General features: G+C 39.3%; 15 protein-coding genes and 1 pseudogene. 9 read left to right on the forward strand and 7 right to left on the reverse strand.

Translation table 11 applies throughout. The annotated features are described in order from the left end of the window. A partial coding sequence (locus FTV38_RS12200) for a transposase family protein (protein ID WP_180022611.1) occupies positions 1–246 on the forward strand: 246 nt, incomplete at its 5' end. A gap of 84 nt (positions 247–330) precedes the next feature. On the opposite strand, the gene FTV38_RS12205 is transcribed toward FTV38_RS12200, so the two are convergent. The 4 genes from FTV38_RS12205 to uvrB form a co-directional block, all read right to left on the reverse strand. Then, complete coding sequence (locus tag FTV38_RS12205) at positions 331–2,013, reverse strand: hypothetical protein (protein ID WP_180022612.1); 1,683 nt, start codon at positions 2,011–2,013, stop codon at positions 331–333. Positions 2,014–2,231: 218 nt separating this feature from the next. Further along, positions 2,232–3,164 (reverse strand): EamA family transporter RarD, encoded by a 933-nt coding sequence (gene rarD / locus FTV38_RS12210; RefSeq protein ID WP_078191878.1) that lies wholly within the window; start codon positions 3,162–3,164, stop codon positions 2,232–2,234. Positions 3,165–3,298: 134 nt separating this feature from the next. Further along, positions 3,299–3,889, reverse strand: a complete 591-nt coding sequence (locus FTV38_RS12215; RefSeq protein ID WP_180022613.1) for a lipocalin family protein — start codon at positions 3,887–3,889, stop codon at positions 3,299–3,301. Positions 3,890–4,043: 154 nt separating this feature from the next. Further along, the gene (uvrB, locus tag FTV38_RS12220; RefSeq protein WP_180022614.1) at positions 4,044–6,065 is read right to left on the reverse strand and encodes an excinuclease ABC subunit UvrB; all 2,022 of its coding nucleotides are present in this window, start codon (positions 6,063–6,065) and stop codon (positions 4,044–4,046) included. 294 nt (positions 6,066–6,359) lie between these two features. Here uvrB and FTV38_RS12225 point away from each other — a divergent pair, with 294 nt between their 5' ends. After that, positions 6,360–7,148, forward strand: a complete 789-nt coding sequence (locus FTV38_RS12225; protein WP_180022615.1) for a hypothetical protein — start codon at positions 6,360–6,362, stop codon at positions 7,146–7,148. Positions 7,149–7,346: 198 nt separating this feature from the next. Then, a pseudogene (locus FTV38_RS12230) lies at positions 7,347–8,803 on the forward strand (diguanylate cyclase domain-containing protein). 60 nt (positions 8,804–8,863) lie between these two features. On the opposite strand, the gene FTV38_RS12235 reads toward FTV38_RS12230, so the two are convergent. Next, the gene (locus tag FTV38_RS12235) at positions 8,864–9,043 is read right to left on the reverse strand and encodes a hypothetical protein (RefSeq protein ID WP_078190224.1); all 180 of its coding nucleotides are present in this window, start codon (positions 9,041–9,043) and stop codon (positions 8,864–8,866) included. Positions 9,044–9,487: 444 nt separating this feature from the next. Between FTV38_RS12235 and FTV38_RS12240 the strand changes: the two genes are divergently transcribed. The 4 genes from FTV38_RS12240 (at position 9,488) to FTV38_RS12250 (ending at position 13,325) form a co-directional block, all read left to right on the forward strand. Further along, a complete protein-coding gene (locus FTV38_RS12240; protein WP_180022616.1) occupies positions 9,488–10,564 on the forward strand; it encodes an OmpW family protein in 1,077 nt (358 codons plus the stop codon). A gap of 244 nt (positions 10,565–10,808) precedes the next feature. After that, positions 10,809–12,020, forward strand: coding sequence for an MFS transporter (locus tag FTV38_RS12245; protein WP_180022617.1), 1,212 nt, complete (start codon positions 10,809–10,811; stop codon positions 12,018–12,020). Then, positions 12,013–12,147, forward strand: coding sequence for a hypothetical protein (locus tag FTV38_RS18125; RefSeq protein ID WP_257220694.1), 135 nt, complete (start codon positions 12,013–12,015; stop codon positions 12,145–12,147). Before FTV38_RS12245 ends, FTV38_RS18125 begins: the two co-directional genes overlap by 8 nt. A gap of 221 nt (positions 12,148–12,368) precedes the next feature. Further along, a complete protein-coding gene (locus FTV38_RS12250) occupies positions 12,369–13,325 on the forward strand; it encodes a TauD/TfdA family dioxygenase (RefSeq protein WP_180022618.1) in 957 nt (318 codons plus the stop codon). A 107-nt stretch (positions 13,326–13,432) separates the two neighbouring features. Here FTV38_RS12250 and FTV38_RS12255 read toward each other — a convergent pair whose 3' ends face one another. Then, entirely contained in the window at positions 13,433–14,344 is a 912-nt protein-coding gene (locus FTV38_RS12255; RefSeq protein ID WP_180022619.1) for a LysR substrate-binding domain-containing protein, read from the reverse strand. 102 nt (positions 14,345–14,446) lie between these two features. On the opposite strand from FTV38_RS12255, the gene FTV38_RS12260 reads away from it, so the two are divergent. Then, positions 14,447–15,298, forward strand: a complete 852-nt coding sequence (locus FTV38_RS12260) for a pirin family protein (RefSeq protein ID WP_180022620.1) — start codon at positions 14,447–14,449, stop codon at positions 15,296–15,298. A 94-nt stretch (positions 15,299–15,392) separates the two neighbouring features. Here FTV38_RS12260 and FTV38_RS12265 read toward each other — a convergent pair whose 3' ends face one another. Continuing rightward, a complete protein-coding gene (locus FTV38_RS12265) occupies positions 15,393–16,376 on the reverse strand; it encodes an alpha/beta hydrolase (protein WP_233945430.1) in 984 nt (327 codons plus the stop codon). A 336-nt stretch (positions 16,377–16,712) separates the two neighbouring features. Between FTV38_RS12265 and chrA the strand changes: the two genes are divergently transcribed. Continuing rightward, positions 16,713–17,951, forward strand: a complete 1,239-nt coding sequence (gene chrA / locus FTV38_RS12270; protein ID WP_180022622.1) for a chromate efflux transporter — start codon at positions 16,713–16,715, stop codon at positions 17,949–17,951. The last annotated feature ends 28 nt before the right edge of the window (positions 17,952–17,979 follow it).

Genomic DNA, 17,979 nt, shown 5'->3' on the forward strand with positions numbered 1-17,979 from the left:
GGAATTTATACAGTGTATCCAAATAGCTTGTTGCCATTAAAAGCAAAGAAGCGCTGTAAACTGGATTCCGAACTAAAAATCTATAATCAGGAAATCAATAAAAGAAGAATTGGAATTGAGCATGTATTTGGCAGTTTGAAAACCTTCAAAATTCTTGCTGAGCGATATCGCAATCGAGGCAAAAGACTAGCATTAAGATTCAATCTAATTGCTGGAATTTATAACTTGGAGCTGAGTGAAAAATGACTTATGAAAGAAATCTATTGTGGTGTTTATTTATTTTGGGCAAAACAATGGATTTTTGAAGTCAGATCTATATTTAAAATTCAGTTAACTTTTCAGATTCTCAGCAAACTTTTCCAGATTAAAATCAAAGAAATTTACACTCAGCTCTAATATTTTCGGAAGTGCATTTAAACCATTCTCTCCAGCACTAATCGCAAAATATCTCTGATCACTAAAAGACTGCACGTTTAAGGCATTTTCACATGGCTCAAAATCGAGATTGACGAGCTGGGACGCATGTTCCTTCAGCAACATTAAAACCTGCATATAAGTCTGGCGCTTTTTTTGCTGCTGCGCTTTTAAAGCATCGGCTTCAAGACTTTCATAATCACCTGTTTTCGTCATGCGTTTGGAAAATCCAACATGAGCGCCATGGGTACCCGTATTTTCTACGACGGCTTCAGCAGCAAAGATCTGCTGTTGATCCTCGTCCTCGGTCGTCTGCAAGAGCGCTTTCAATGCCGTATGAATTTGCTGTGACTGCTGTTGATGTAACTCCCACTCATCTTCGTTTTGAACATGAAAAATGTGCGTCCGCCGTTTCAACAAAAGCACCTGCCAAGCCTGTAGTTGAAGTCGCAGTCGTTTTAACTCCAAACTCGCCTCAAACTTCGGGCAACTACTCAAGACGTTTAGACTCGTGATGAGCTTCTGAGATATTTGCATGCTATGGAAAAATAAAAAATCATGCTGTATCTGCTCACTCAGTTGATATTGAACAGTCTGATGCAATGGCTTCAAGATCAATGTATTGAACTGCTGCTCAAAAGTAGGTAAAACCGTCACTAATTGAGTGGCATCCTCTACATGCAGCATTAAAAGTAGATGCTTATCTACCCGTATATGTAGTTGCTGCATTAAATTTTGCAGATCTAAATGTATAAAACCTGCAATAGATGCCAGCTTAGAGACTTGAATTTTTAATTCGTCTATTTGCTGATTCTCTAAAGCAGTATTTAAATCTAAAGCCAACCCATCAAAAACGTCGTCTGCTAGGGCGTCATTATGTTTTGTCGATAAAAACCGAGTTGCTGAATACTGCGTCGTCCAATCTAAATCAGGCGACAAAATATAAATAAACTCAGATGTTTGTACAATTTGTAAATAACGCGTTTTTTGTTCACGCTTTAAATAATATTTAAAAATCGGATGTTGCCAAACCTCAGATGATTTTGGTACAGAAGCATCAAAAACTTGCCCTAACATATGTGACTTTAAGAAAATTTCGATCAAGAAAATTTTAACTTGCAGAGCAGTGAGTTGACGTGCATCACTCGGCGCAATCAAATCCATTTCACGAATGATTTGTGCGGCATTTAAAATGAAATGCTGATGTAATACATTTTTTTCATACTGTAATTCAAAATCTTCTTCGGCATCTATTTTATTGATATAGAGTAGGTTTTCTTCTAATTTTCGCGCAATTTGAATACTCTGGGTCAATATTCGAAGTTCTTCGAGCTGTGTTGCCAAATACTGTGCATGCTCACGCATGACATCATATTTTAGTACTTTCATCAGCATGCCCAAATTCATCGGTACATCTCTTTGATACGACTGTGATGAAGACTCCCAACGAATACCTTTTTGCGATAACACCTGCTGTATCTGTGCTAAATTGGATTGATCAAGATCAGTGCATACTTCAGATACAATACTCCGCCAATGCTGATCCAACACAGGCTCTAGCTGTAAAAGTTTAGCGCTTTGATGAAATGGGACAACCACTGACTGCTTCCTGTATCTTGGTTCTTTAATCGATCTTTTATCGATTTCAGTTTATTTTTATCTAAAATAAATATTTTTGTACACCATCATTCAATGCTGTTCTTCCTAAACAATAAATTGAATCATGGCGTGTTTTAGTTTTCTAAGTTTAAGATTTTATTAAAAAACAGCAAGCATTAATTGTAAACTGATCAATTTATCGTACCAGCATTTTCAGTCTAAGAATCGATTCGATCATTTAACGCTTTTACATTTTTTGCTAGCGCACGTTCATTTTGCTTTTGTTTAAACAGATGCAAAACACCCTCTATCACCAATAACAATACCGCACCCCAAATTGGAATATAGGTCAGCCATTCTTCGGCTTCTACTCGCTCCCCCAATGCGATGGATGCAAAAGCTAACAACACGGGTTCTAAATAACTCAACAAACCAAAAATCACAAATGGCAAATAACGACTCGCCAACATATAGCTACCTAAGCCAAGCGCACTCAGAAAACCCAGTCCTAAAACCGCCAAAATCAGATACGGGAATAACGACATCAGCGCTAAACTATCGCTATGAATAAATCCTAAATAAAAGGCTACAGGCAAAATTAAGCAAAGATCCCACCAAAAACCACCCAAATGATCGGTTTTAAAGGTACGACGTAAAAAGAAATAAATCGGATAAGCCACAGCGACATAGACAGTTTCCCACGCGATACTGCCAATACGCCAAATTTCGTGGCCGACCCCTAAAATTGCCAATGCCACGGCAGCCATCTGCCATTTAGACAGCTTTTCTTTATACAGTACACATCCAACCAGAACCATCACTAAGGGCAATAGAAAATACCCTAAAGATACTTCTAGCCCTCGGCCATTAATTGGTCCCCACAAAAACAACCAAAGCTGTGTAGTACATAAAAATGAACTAATGATTAACCAAATGAGAAAGATCGGTTGCTTGACCACACGCCAAAAAATTTCACTGACTTTGTTTAAATCTTTCATCCACCACATAAATAAGGTTAAAAATGGCAAGGTCGCCAACATGCGCCATGCAAAAGTTTGCTCGCTATCTAGAGGTTTTAAAAAGATGGTAAAGAAATACAAAATACCAAAAGTGACCGATGCCAATACAGACAATGCAACGCCTTTATACATCTTCCACTCCAGTCCAAAATACACCATAAATTTGATATTTTGCTTGATCAATCAAGCTTTTCGCAGAGACATTCTAGCAAATAAAAAACCATGCACAGGCATGGTTTTTTAGCATTTGTTCAAATATTTAGGTTTTATGGTTTTACTGTTTGCTTGGTATGAATAATATCTGATAAGTCATAACCGACAGATTGAGCATAATTTAGATATTCCTGAATCACTTCCTGATCTGGATGAGCCGAACGAGATAGCACCCACATATATTTACGACGGGGTTCACCCACCAAGACTGTTTGATAGTCTTCATCGGCTTTGAGCACCCAATAATCACCACGCCCCACAGGCAACCAACGAATCACTTCAGGTAAGAAACTGACTTTTAATTTTGAGTTAAACGGTGCATTTTGTACAAATGCCTCGCCTATTGATTGTTTCTTGGTGCCATCTTTCGATACACAGCGATTATTGACATTAATATTGCCATTTTCATTTAAGGTATAGACCGCGGTAACATCACGAGCACAGCTTTTTTGAAAGACTAAAGGCTTACGAGCAACTTCATACCACATACCTAAATAACGATCGAGCTCGACTTTTTCCACAGTCTGTAAAGGTTTCGTCTGTGCATAGGCCATTGTGGCTGCACCCAAACCAATTAACACTGCTGCACCAAGTGCAATTTTTGCGAGCTTAAAACCAGCTTTCGGAAGATTCGTTGTTGTCATTTTATGCCTCATTTCGATGCAAAACATTCGATGAAAATTAAGTAATTCTCTCTCTCGTGTTTTTACTCTAGCGGAAAAAATTGCTCTAAAAATCATTTTCTTGTCTGAATTATGTATGTAATTCAAACAATATGCCGCATCTTGTCTAACAAAATTATGAAATCATCTGTGCTTTTAAACGCAAGATTTCATCACGTAATCGAGCAGCTTGTTCAAACTGCAAATCTTTCGATGCTTTCAGCATTTCTTTTTCCAGCTTGTTCATATGTTTTGCTAAAAGTTTTGGATCAGACATCAAATGACGTTCATCTGCAGTTAATGCCTTAGCCTGATCTGAAATTTTTGCATCGATTTCATCATCTGTGAGCACTTCACCAGTATCAATATCATTAACGTTTTGACGCACTGCACTGCGTGGCGTAATGCCATGTTCAAGGTTAAAGGCGATTTGTAAATTACGACGCCGATCCGTTTCATCAATGGCTTTTTGCATTGAGTCAGTCATACGATCTGCATATAAAATCGCTTTACCGTTTAAGTTACGCGCTGCACGACCAATGGTTTGAATCAAAGAACGCTCAGAACGCAAGAAGCCTTCTTTGTCTGCATCTAAAATGGCGACTAGAGACACTTCTGGCATATCTAAGCCTTCGCGCAGTAAGTTAATCCCAACAATTGCATCGTATACACCCGAACGCAATTCATGGATAATTTTAGTGCGCTCAACAGTGTCAATATCTGAATGTAAATAAGCGACTTTAATGCCATATTCTTTCAAATATGAAGTTAAATCTTCTGCCATACGTTTGGTTAATGTCGTAACCAATACACGTTCATTTAAGTTTTTACGATTATTAATTTCTGACAATACATCATCAACTTGCGTTAACACTGGACGAATTTCAATTTCAGGGTCGACCAAACCTGTGGGTCGAACCACTTGCTCAACGACTTGTTCAGACTTTTCCATTTCATAATGTGCAGGCGTTGCACTGACATAAATGGTCGAAGGAATAATCCGCTCCCATTCTTCAAATTTCATTGGCCGGTTATCAAGCGCACTTGGTAAACGAAAACCGTAATTGACCAAATTTTCTTTACGTGAACGGTCACCTTTATACATAGCCCCAATTTGCGGAACGGTAACGTGCGATTCATCAATGATTAATAAAGCATCATCAGGTACATAATCAAACAAAGTCGGAGGTGCTTCACCAGAAGGACGGCCAGACAAGTGGCGTGAATAGTTTTCAATACCGTTGGTATAGCCAAGCTGCTGCATCATCTCTAAATCATACCGTGTACGTTGTTCGATACGCTGTGCTTCGAGTAATTTATCATTTGCACGAAAGAATCCTAGTCGTTCTGCGAGTTCTTCACGAATCGTTCCAATTGCACGCTGTAAATTATCTTTAGGTGTTACATAATGGCTTTTTGGGTAAATCGTAATACGTGGCACTTTACGGACCAACTTGCCCGTCAAGGGATCAAACCATCGAACTGAATCAACTTCATCATCAAATAATTCTATTCGAATGGCATTTTGATCAGATTCAGCAGGAAAAATATCAATAATTTCACCACGAATACGGTATGTGCCCCGTAAAAATTCGAGTTCATTTCGGGTGTATTGCATTTCCACCAAACGACGGATGATATCATCACGGCTAATACGGTCTCCTTCCACGATATGCAGAAGCATACTCATATAAGCATTGGGATCACCCAGACCATAAATAGCTGAAACTGACGCTACGATAATTGCATCACGTCGCTCTAATAATGCCCGTGTTGCCGAAAGACGCATTTGGTCGATATGATCATTAATCGATGAATCTTTTTCAATAAAAGTATCTGAAGATGGAACATAGGCTTCGGGTTGATAATAGTCATAATAACTGACGAAGTATTCCACGGCATTATGCGGAAAGAAGGCTTTAAACTCGCCATAAAGCTGCGCAGCCAAAGTTTTATTATGCGCCATAATAATCGTTGGACGTTGCGTGCGTGCTATCACATTTGCCATGGTATAGGTTTTACCTGAACCTGTTACCCCTAAGAGCAACTGATCATGCATTCCTTTTTCAATCCCCTTCACCAATTTCTCAATCGCTTGAGGCTGATCACCTGCCGGCTGATATTGTGTTACGAGTTCAAAAGGCTGTTCCTGCATCACACTCTTCTTCAACAGTTTTATATGGCTTTATTATGAGGGCAAAGTTGCACAAAACAACGCTAAATTTATGTAAATACCAGAGGCGTGTACGGACTGTAAAATTATAATTCAACATAAACCCATAGATTTTTTTCATGTTTGAAAAATAATTCGCCTGATTTCGCATGTTTTTCTTGAGGAAACTCTTGGCTCTAAAAAAACTCAGGAATAAAGCGTTCATTTATCCCTTATTGATACTTGACCTATGTAAATTTCACCTGCAACATGAACAAAAGGACGCCACAGATCAAACTTATGACTTACCAATATCATGACGAAAGTATTGTTAAAAACCTACCCGAAGATACTATTTTTGTTTTTGGCAGCAATATGGCAGGTCAACATGCTGGCGGTGCAGCGCGTACTGCCCTAGAGCATTTTGGTGCAATGAATGGTATTGGTCGTGGATGGGCTGGTCAAAGTTTTGCTATTCCAACAATGAATGAGCATTTACAACAAATGCCATTGTCTCAGATTCAACATTATGTTGATGATTTTAAAATCTATACCAAGAATCATCCGAAGACCAAATATTTCATTACTTCGATTGGCTGTGGTGTCGCTGGCTATAAAGTTGAAGAAATTGCTCCCATGTTTAAGGGGATTTCCAGAAATGTTATTTTTCCAATTTCATTCCGTCCTTTCGTTGAAAAAGCTTTACCAAAACTTACTTCGAAACTTCTACATACAATTTTTCAAGACTCGGTAATTTTTGCACCTTCGGCAGATGAATTGGTTGATGTTCTGGCCTTAACAGATAATGAAAAAAGTCTTGCGAAAATTGTGCTGAATACCCAAATGTACCCGACAGATAGCAATGGTCGTGACCGTATTTTTGAAATTGAAGATATTTTGCATGCCCTGAATGGGAAAATATTTGAGTTTCAAAGCAACTCAGAAGGCCCAATGATGTTTGGCGGCGTCATTTTAGCCCTACTTGAACTGTACAATATTAATGAAAAAGATTTCATTGATGTTTGGAAAGCTGAACGTGAAATCGCTGCACCAAGACCTGAAAATAAAGCTCGTAAAGCCAGCCGCTAAAGACTTTTTTCACCATATCTCCCCCCCTAAAAAAGCCAAAGTCTACATTGGCTTTTTATCTAAGTTGAATTAACGACTTTTAGTGACATAAGTCACACTAAAAATAAAGTTTATTTTATATATCACATTATTTTAATATCATTTTTTTCGTCTTATACTACATGCTGTAATTATCATGAAGAATGACGAGCACATAAAATAGACATGCTAGATTCTCCTTTTTTTGAGCTATCCCCCATTGCCATGTGGCTTGAAGATTACAGTGAAGTCAAAAAACAATTTGATCTCTGGCGTCAGCAAGGTGTGCAGGATCTCTCCACTTTTCTTCAACAAGATGAATCACGTATTCTGCAATGTGCGAGAAAAATAAAACTCTTACAGGTCAACGCAAAAACGTTGGAACTTTATCAAGCACGTGACTTTGAACATTTATGTCAAAACCTTGATTTAGTTTTTCAGGCGGAGATGTGTCAAACACACATTAGAGAGCTGGTTGCATTGTGGAATGGTGATACGCATTTTTCCCATTCTGCCGTGAACTATACGCTTAGTGGAGAACGCCTAGACATTCAACTCAAAGGCATCGTGCTACCGAGTCATGAGCAGGATTTATCCGCCGTCTTAATTACGACTGAAGATATCACGTCTTATACTCAAGCTTGCCGTTTACAAGAACAAAGTCGTCATTTGGCAGAAGCACGTTTTCATTATTCACCGACTTCACTTTGGGTCGAAGATTTTGCCGGATTAAAATAAAATTAGATCAGCTACGCGCTTTAGAAATCGAAGACTTTGTGACCTTTTTAGATGTTCATCCCGATTTTGTACAAGAGTGCATTAAAGAAATACTGATCGTTGACGTCAATCAAGCCACGCTTGATTTATTTGGCGCTCAGAACAAAGAAATATTGCTCAAAAATGTACATAAAGTGTTTGCCAAAGAAATGCTGCAAACCTTTAAAGAACAGTTGATTGAACTTTGGAATGGCAATCTACATCATCAACGTGAAGCCGTAAATTATGCACTTGATGGCAGTATCCGCCACGTCTTGCTGCAATTTACCGTATTTCCCGATTATCTCGATGACTGGAGCACCGTGCAGGTTGCGCTGACTGATATTACCGCACGTAAAAAGGCTGAAAATTATCTTGAATATTTAGGTAAGCATGACGTTCTGACCAAACTCTATAACCGTTCATTTTATATCGCAGAACTCAATCGTCTCGAACGCAATCAATTGCGTCCTGTTTCTTGTATTTTTATTGATTTAAATGGACTAAAAGAACTCAATGACAGTATTGGGCACGATGCTGGTGACAGTATCCTCAGACGTCTGGGCAACATTTTAAACCAACTTATTCAGCATACGCCCTATTCTGCTTCGCGCATTGGCGGTGATGAATTTGTCATTCTATTACCTGGTGCAGATGATGCGGCGCTGCAAAACTGCTTACAAAGTTTGAATGAGTTGTTATTGGTCGATAACCAATTTTATTCTAATCAACCGATGAGTATCTCGATTGGCTGTGCCACCAATGAGCTGAATGAGCGGATGGACGATATGCTTAAACGTGCCGATTTGGACATGTATCGTCAGAAGAAAAAGTATTATCTCAATAAAGACCGAAGAATTCAGTCTGAAATACGCAATTAACATCAATAATTTGCAATAAAAAAGCCATGGTTTGTACCATGGCTTTTTTATTTAAATCTTTTAACGCTTACCCATCGAACGACGTGTACCGCGTGGTGGCATCCAAGTACGGTCAGCATAACGCTGAGGTTTTGGACGCATATCTTCAAAGATTTCATCCGAAGCATTATCTTCAGCTTTTTTAATCGGAAAAGGCAAATTGACTAAAGCCTTTTTCTTGGGAGGGTTTTGCGTACTCATACGAATAACTCAATTGAATCTGGCGCTATTGTACAAAAAAAATGGTTTTGGTGTAAAAGGCTTTGAGAGATTAGCCTCGATTGACATATAAAGACTCAATGATTAGCTATGAATTTTTATATCTATAGAGGACAACAGCACAAAAAAGTGCTTTGAATATGGTCGTTTTAAACTATTTTATTGACCCAAATCAACCAATACACTGTCACTTATGTCAATAAATATTGAATATATACAAATAGATAGAACCATTTCTAAATTTCAAAAATGTTCGATTTTTTTACACAAATACCTAATTAAAGTCTTCAAATAATACAAATCATCAAGAATGTTACAGGACTATTACGTTTATTCTTGTTTTCTATAACATTTTTTACGCACTAATTTTGAATAATGGGCACTTAGAAAAATTATTATCAATTTACGGACATGGAGTCCTTTAAAATGAAAAAAAGTGTATTGTGCATTGCTGTTTCTATGGCTGCCCTACCTATGCTCAGTCATGCAGACTCACCATATTTTAGTTTAAAAGATGGCGATGGCTTCAAACGTTTTTCTGTCTCTGTTGGTGCTCTACATGTTATGCCACAAGGTAAAGCACAGCCATTCCATGTTGATACATCAGTAAAAAATGGTGAAACAGCCAAAGTTGGTGATATTTCAATTGACGCAGTAAAAGCCAATATGGATCCAGCTATGGATCCAAACATTTCTACTTGGTTTGTCGGTTTGCTCGATAAATTAGGTACGAGTACCTTACCAGCAGGGCTAAGCGGTACTGCTGAAATTAATGGCCTACAAAGTTGGGATAACCAAGGTACTGGCCTTGAAGCCGATGATGTAACCACACTAGGCATCATGACCAACTATTTCTTTACTGATAACATTTCTTTAGAAATGAAAGCCGGTATCCCACCTGAGGTAGACCTAAACGGCAAAGGAAAAATTTATGCGCCATTTGCAGCTATTGCGACACCTGAGTTAGGTATTATCGACCTACCTGAAATCGCAATGAAGAATAGTTTGCTGATTACAGATTTAGAAGCCTACGGCCCAGCGGCATCTGCTCGTGCATGGACCCCCGCTGCAGAAATCCAATATCACTTCGGTAAAACTGGCGTCAATAAATTCCGTCCCTATGTGGGTCTAGGCGTAATGTATGCATACTTTAATGAACTAGAAATTAATCCACGTACAGAAAAAGACCTGATTGCTGCTGGACATATGATTGCCAATATTAAAGAAGGTAATGCAGGCGCTTCTTTAGAAGGAAAGCCAAGTAAGGCTAATCCAAAAGTTGATTTAGAGGCAACTGATGTATTTGCTCCGGTTGCGACGGTGGGCTTCACTTATGATTTCAATGATAAATGGTTTGCTGTTGGTTCTGTTAGCTATGCACACCTTCAAAATGAAACAACCATTACCGTTACAGATGCGACACACGGCGAACTGATCAAATCTAAAGCGGATATTGAAGTAAACCCGATCCTTGCATATGCAGGTATCGGTATGCGTTTCTAATTAATAACCTGAATATAAAAAAGACGGCTACAGCCGTCTTTTTTATTAGGCTATATATGGTCTTTTATTCTGAGATATCTTTTCAATCTCTTTTAAACACTTTTGAATTTATGCTGAGGCAATTTCCTTTATTCATCCATAGTTACCTATAAAAAAAATTTATTGTTTGGTGAATTAAATTTAATCGCAACTCTGCGTTTATTCGAATACCATTGGATTAAATTTAAAGAATGTAGCCTGCTGTATGTCTGATACTCGTTTCTCAAAGCCCCTGATTTACATGCTCATTGGCAGTGCTATTATTTTGGCATTGTCTTTAGGGGTGCGTCATGCATTTGGCCTCTATCTCGTGCCGATGAGTGATGAATTTGGTTGGGGACATAACGTTTTTAGCCTTGCCATTGCCATGCAAAACTTAATTTGGGGTGCTGTACAGCCAATTACTGGGGCTTTTGCAGATAAATATGGCAGTAAGATCGTGGTCGCCGTCGGGGGTGCATTATATGCCCTAGGGCTATTACTCATGGCCATCAGCTCTACCGGTTTACTTCTTAATTTAAGCGCAGGTTTAATCCTGGGTTTGGCTCTCTCAGCCACATCATTTCCAGTATTACTTTCTGCCGTAGGACGTGCAGCGCATCCAGACAAACGTAGTTTAGCCATGGGTATTGCCAGTGCAGCAGGTTCTTTTGGTCAGTTCATTATGCTGCCCTCTACATTACTGCTATTGCAAAAATTGGGTTGGTCTTCGGCTTTGGTGGTCAGCGCCATTTTAATTGCGCTTATTATTCCTTTAGCTTGGATGCTAAAAGCACCAATGTATGTTGCACCAAATGCAACTAATATGCATGAAGCCTCTCTGACTTTTAAACAAATTTTGCAATTGGCTTGGGAGCATAAACCCTTTTGGTTTCTAGCACTCGGTTTCTTTGTCTGTGGCTTCCAAGTGGTGTTTATTGGCATCCATCTTCCGGGATATTTAATCGATCATGGCTTTAATGCCACTACGGGCACTATTTTCCTCGCGCTCGTTGGACTATTTAATATTGTCGGCACCTACACAGCTGGTTGGCTCGGTGGCAAATATTCCAAACCAAAGCTGTTGATGGGACTGTATGGTTTACGTGGCATTGCCATTATTTCCTTTCTTTTGCTGCCTTTAAGCACATGGACAATCTATGCATTTGGCGTCATTATGGGACTATTATGGCTTTCTACCGTACCACTCACCAACGGTATTGTGGCCAATATGTTTGGCGTTAAATATCTCAGTATGCTCAGCGGTATCGTGTTCTTTACACACCAAGTCGGTTCATTTTTTGGTGGCTGGTTGGGTGGTGTGAACCACGATATGACCGGTAACTATGATGCCATTTGGATTTTTTCGATTGTCCTGAGTATTTTTGGGGTATTGGTACATTTCATGGTTAATGAGGAAAGTGTCATTCATGACTAATTCAACATTATGGTTCCGACTCAGTATTGGCATCAGTATTCTGGCCTTGTTGGCATTGTCCATCGGATTATGGAGCCAAACGCCTGAATTATTCGAATACTTTAACCAAGCGTTTTGTGCACATTAAAGACGTATTGAAGCATTAATTCCAATTCAAACTGCTGTTATATCAACACTACAACAGCAGTTTTTAAGCTATTTTCTACACGATTCAATAAAAGCTGCATTTTCAGCATATTAGTATTAATAATACGTTTTTTCATAAACTTAGCTTATTTTTTAATTTTCCAACCTGCGCTTTCTTCCATAGATTAAGTCTCAATAAAGAACAATTTGAGAACTTATGAAATGACCGCATTAACTCAACTTTCGCAAGCCATCCATGATGCTCCACGTTGGCATCAAGCAGAACAATTTCAAGATGGCAATGAAATTCGTATTGAAGCGCAACATGACCAAGCTTTGGGGGCTGTGGTTTATGGTTTAGATGCGCGTAAAGCACAGTCTGGGGAAACCATCTACCGTTTAAAACAAGCGTTGGCAGAACACTTGATTTTAATTTTTAAACATCAAAGTCTAGATGATTTACAGTATCTCGCGTTTGCAAGCTACTTCGGTTCAATTTTCCGTCCTGGTGCAGATATTCCTGTGCTAGCGTCACAAGATGATACCGGTACACCACCAGACGTCGTACCTGTTTCAAATGCAGTCGGCAAAGGTGACTATACTGGACATGGTGAATTGGCTGCGCATGCAGACCATCAGTGGACTCCGCTGCCATCTTTTGGTTCATTACTCTATGCCATTGAACTGCCACAAGACGGTGGACAAACCTCATGGTATAACACTATTAAAGCCTATGAAGCTTTAGATGAAGCGACACAAAAACATTTAGACCAACTTCAACTCATTACCTATAACCCATTTGTCCGTGCCAAAAATAATAAAGGCACAACGGGATATGGCGCTACACCGCTATATCGTTTCAAAGACCACCCGATTGTTGGACATGCTTATCCACATCCGCTTGTACGTACCCATCCAGAAAGTGGCCGTAAAGGGCTGTGGTTAAATGAACGATCTGAAGTGGAATTGGTTCACTACGATGATCAGTCAGGCAGTGAATTGATTGCATCTTTACGTGAACATTTATTGAAACCTGAGTTTCGATATGAACATCAATGGGAAGAAGGTGACATTGTATTTTGGGATAACCAAGCGACATTACACTCACGCCACCCTTTCCCTTCAGACCAACGCCGCTTATTAAAGCGAATTAGCTTAGCAGGAGGACGACCATACTAATGTTGAACTTCATGCCAACAATAAAAAATAAATAACCCTGTAAAATCCGTGTTTGAGCAATAACCCAAAATAATTAGAATATGAAAACAATAAGAACACTGCTCAAATTACGGATGATCTATATCTAAGGCCTTAAAACCTGAAATCAAATGATCTAACATCGCACGTACACCCGGCAGCATACCTTGTCGTGTCGCGTATGCAACATGGATGACCCCTTGCGGCAATTGCCATTCAGGAAATAGCTCAATTAACTCACCACTTTTTAAAGCATCACGTACAAACACTTTGGGCAAAGAAGCGATTCCCACGCCAGAAATAGCAGCAGAAATCATGGCACTAAAACTGTCAGTTCTTAAGCGTGGATGAAATTCAATTTGTTGAGTTTCACTTTTTTCACGATGTCGGAAATCCCAAAAATGTTTAGGCCGATCAAAACCAATACACGGAAAATTTTGAATCTCAGCCAATTGCTGTGGAATTTCACGCTCGAAGAAAAGTTGTGGCGATGCCACCAAAACATGATCCCAAGCATCTAAATCTCGAACGATCAAATCACTATCCAATAAAGGCATATTACGCACACGAATGGCTAAATCTACGCCTTCCTCAATCACATCAACCCGATGATTGGTCGCCATCAGATGCACACTGATGTCTGGATATTGCTGCATAAAATCAGTGACCATTTTGGCAACAGGCATTTCCACCAAAGCCACAGGACAAGAGATTTTAATCTGGCCACAGAGTTGGTCGTTCAACGTACTAAGCACAAAGTTTTCCGTTTCGCTGACTTCCTCTAAAATTTTTAAGCAATGTAAATAGAACTGTTGTCCTATTTCAGTTACTGTAAATTTTCGCGTATTCCGCTGAATCAGACGTACACCCAAACGGGTCTCTAACTCTGTAATACGGCGTGATAGCTTAGATTTTGTAATACCCAATGCTTCACTAGCTTTGGTATAACCTTGGTATTTCACCACTTGCACGAAGTAGTAATAGTCATTTAAATTTTGCATGATTGTTTCATTTTTAGAATAATCTGTTGAGTTTTTCGCCCTGTCATTCCCTCACTATACCTCAATAATAGATCTCAGAAGCAATATATTGAGGGCTGAATTATGAATTCAATCAAACGTGTTTATCATAGTGATCGTAGCACTTGGGTGGGCGATGGCTTCCCAACAAACTCTATGCTCCCTATGCAAGAAATGGGCAATCAAACCAGTCCATTCCTCATTATGGGCTATACCGGCCAATATCATTTCTCTCCAAGTCATCATCAACGTGGTGTTGGGTCACATCCACACCGTGGCTTTGAAACAGTGACCATTCTTTATGAAGGTGAATTGGAGCATTTTGACTCTAAAGGAAATCACGGCAGTATTGCCAAAGACGAAGTGCAATGGATGACCGCGGGTCGAGGCATTATGCATGAAGAACACCATTCTAAAGATTTTGCAAAAACTGGCGGAAATTTAGACATGGTACAACTTTGGGTCAATTTACCTAGTCATGCCAAAATTACTGAACCTCGCTACCAAGAACTGACTACAGCCAATATTGCTGAAGTTAAACTTGCACAAAATGCAGGCGTGGTACGCGTCATTGCTGGCCAATTTGAAGACACAATGGGTACAGCTGAAACCTTTAGCCCAATGAATGTCTTGGATGTGCGCTTGAATGCAAATGTTGAACAGGAATTTTCATTCAACCCACAGTGGAATAACATGATTTTTGTATTAAGTGGCGCGATCGAAATCGAAGGTCAACGCTTTGATGCGAAACAGACTTTATATGTCAGTGACCAAGTATCGTCCTTGAAACTTAAATCTTTTGAAGCAACCAAACTGCTTATTTTAAGTGGCGAAGCTTTAAATGAACCTATTGCGGCACATGGACCATTCGTCATGAATACTGAAGATGAAATACGTCAGGCATTTTATGATTTTCAACATGGTCATTTTGCTTAAATATTTCCACGATAAAGTCCCAATAAAAAAACCGCCTTCTGGCGGTTTTTTTATATCTATTTTGGTATGAATTACGCATCACGCTTTCAACAGATTATTGCGTGACTTTTTGATAAAACTCATCGATTGTATTGACCATTTGATCGAGTCCCGGCTGTTCCAAAGGATAATGTCCTGCGTTTTTCAACAGCACGACATCGACTGGAACTTGGTGAATCCGTGCTAAAAATGGCTGACTTAAAGCCAAAGGCGTCCAACGGTCTTGTTCAGGCTGCGTTAGTAGAATTGGGCAGACATCAAACTGCTCCGGTGGCGTGTCATTTTTATAATATAAATACGAATCTAGAAATTTAACCGATACACTATTCCCAGCTGACGTTTTATCTTTTAAAAAGACCTGCAATGCTGCGTCATTATTCACCAAACGATGCATTTTACTTACCCAACGCATCGGCATTGGCAATGCTGATAATGGTGTATGTGCCGTCACATGAGCCATTGGACTGCCCACGCGGCTCATAAATTTATTCAAAGAGACTTGATCACGCACGGTTTTATTTGAAGTATCTAGAAAGGTCATACCGACGATACCTTTCACCTGTTTATTTTTTGCCGCCACGTGATAGGTCAACATACCACCAGCACTGAGCCCATACAAAACGATAGGACGATGATCTTTTTGTAGCTCAGCTTCAATGAGGTCATTGCCTGCTTGAACCCAATCATCATAAAGAGTTTTAGAGCCTTTTTTGACTTGGGTGAGGCCATAACCGGGCATATCAATAGCGATAGTTTCATAGCCACTCTGTGCCAAAGGCTGACCCAAAATCATCGACATTTGTCGACCATTTGTTCCCACACCATGAAACAGAATCACCTTCACTTTTGCCTGTGGATTTCGATAGGTATCTAAGTGAATAGTATGACCCTGCCAATTCCACCACTCTTCTTTAGGGCGCTGCGTTTCGGTTAAATGGTATTCTTTAGGTAGATAGGGCTGAATGTCCTGCCAACTGTTTTGATCTGCATAACTTGCTAATGGTTGTGTAGCAGGTAGCTGATCATCTGCAAATGCCATGATTGAAAGTAACGATGCAATGCCACTCATCAACCACTTAAATAAGGCACTCAAAATTTCTGATAAGGTGTCTGATTTTGGAGAAGTCATTTTTAGACAAAATATTTTATGTGTAAATGCTGATGCTAATCAGCGGCAGAAACCGATGCCATGTGTATGTGGGACAGTACTATGTCACTTTATCCAATTATCGTTTTCTCTGCAAAGTGCTTCAGAATATATTTGAAGCAGGACTTACATGCTCCTGTAATAATCGACCTTTAAAATCTTTTAACATTCAAGATTTTATCCTTTAGAAATTCATAACCTTATTTCGATTTTTAATATTGGTAACGCATGAGCCAGTCCATACCACAACGAAACCTTGTCATCTTTCTCACCTTTTTAAGATTAGGGTGTATTGCATTTGGTGGACCTGCTGCGCATTTAGTGTTGTTTTTTCAATATTTTGTGAAACAAGAAAAATGGATAACGGAGCATGAATATGCGCATTTGCTTGCCTTGGCTCAAGTCCTTCCAGGCCCAACAAGTAGCCAGCTCGGCATGGCAATTGGATTTCAACTCAACCGCTATCAAGGTGCTTGTTTTGCATGGTTAGGATTTACTTTACCTTCAGCCCTGCTGATGTGTGCCGCGGCCACTTTAAGTATAAAACTCAGTAATCAACTCTCAACTTTATTCTTTCATGTTATTCAGTTAATTGTACTAGCCGTTGTTGCATGGGCATTTTGGCAAATGATGCGAAGCTTCTGTAAAACAAAATTTCAGTATCTAGTCATGCTTTTAGCTGCATTTTTTATTTATTTCTTTCAATTTTCTTTAAATCAAGTTTTGGTGATTTTATGCGCTGCAATTATCGGTTTAGTTTTATCGTCAAATCAATTACACAGCCAAAAGCCAAATATCGCCGAAACATTTCCACCCAAACATGATAATTTTAGCCGGAATGCACATGAAAATACTTGCACCTCTTGGCTATGGCTTCTCGCCTTTATCAGCCCTTTTTTCGTTCTGCCATTCTTCGATATACAACATAGCAATATATTGGCTTTCAGCTTAGAAAGCTTCTACCGCACAGCATCCCTCGTCTTTGGTGGTGGACATATTATTTTGCCATTTTTACATCAGGACTTTGTCTCTACAGGACTGATCAGTAATGAAAATTTTGACTTAGGCTATGCCCTTGCACAACTCATGCCGGGACCTTTGTTTAGTTTCGCCGCCTATCTCGGCACACTTTTACCCATGACCGATGTGCCAATCTTGAATGCCGCACTCGCGACGTTAGCGATATTTTTACCATCATTTTTATTATTGTTTGGCTTATTACCGTTTTGGAATAAATTGATGAAATACCCGATGCTTTTTGGCACCTTAAAAATAATCAATGCGGCTGTCGTTGGTTTATTACTGTGTCTACTATTTCAAATGAGCCAAAAATACATCATTCAATGGACAGACTTTATATTTGTTGCCGTCGTTATTGCTTTACTTCGCAGCAAACTGCCAGTTTGGTTCAGCTTAATAAGCAGTTTTATCGGCTATTACGCTTTTTTAACTTTTCTGCCTTTTTAAACTTAAGCAAAAAAAACTAGAACTCAAG

Source organism: Acinetobacter sp. YH16044 (genome assembly GCF_013417145.1).
GTDB classification, from domain to species: Bacteria; Pseudomonadota; Gammaproteobacteria; order Pseudomonadales; family Moraxellaceae; genus Acinetobacter; species Acinetobacter amyesii.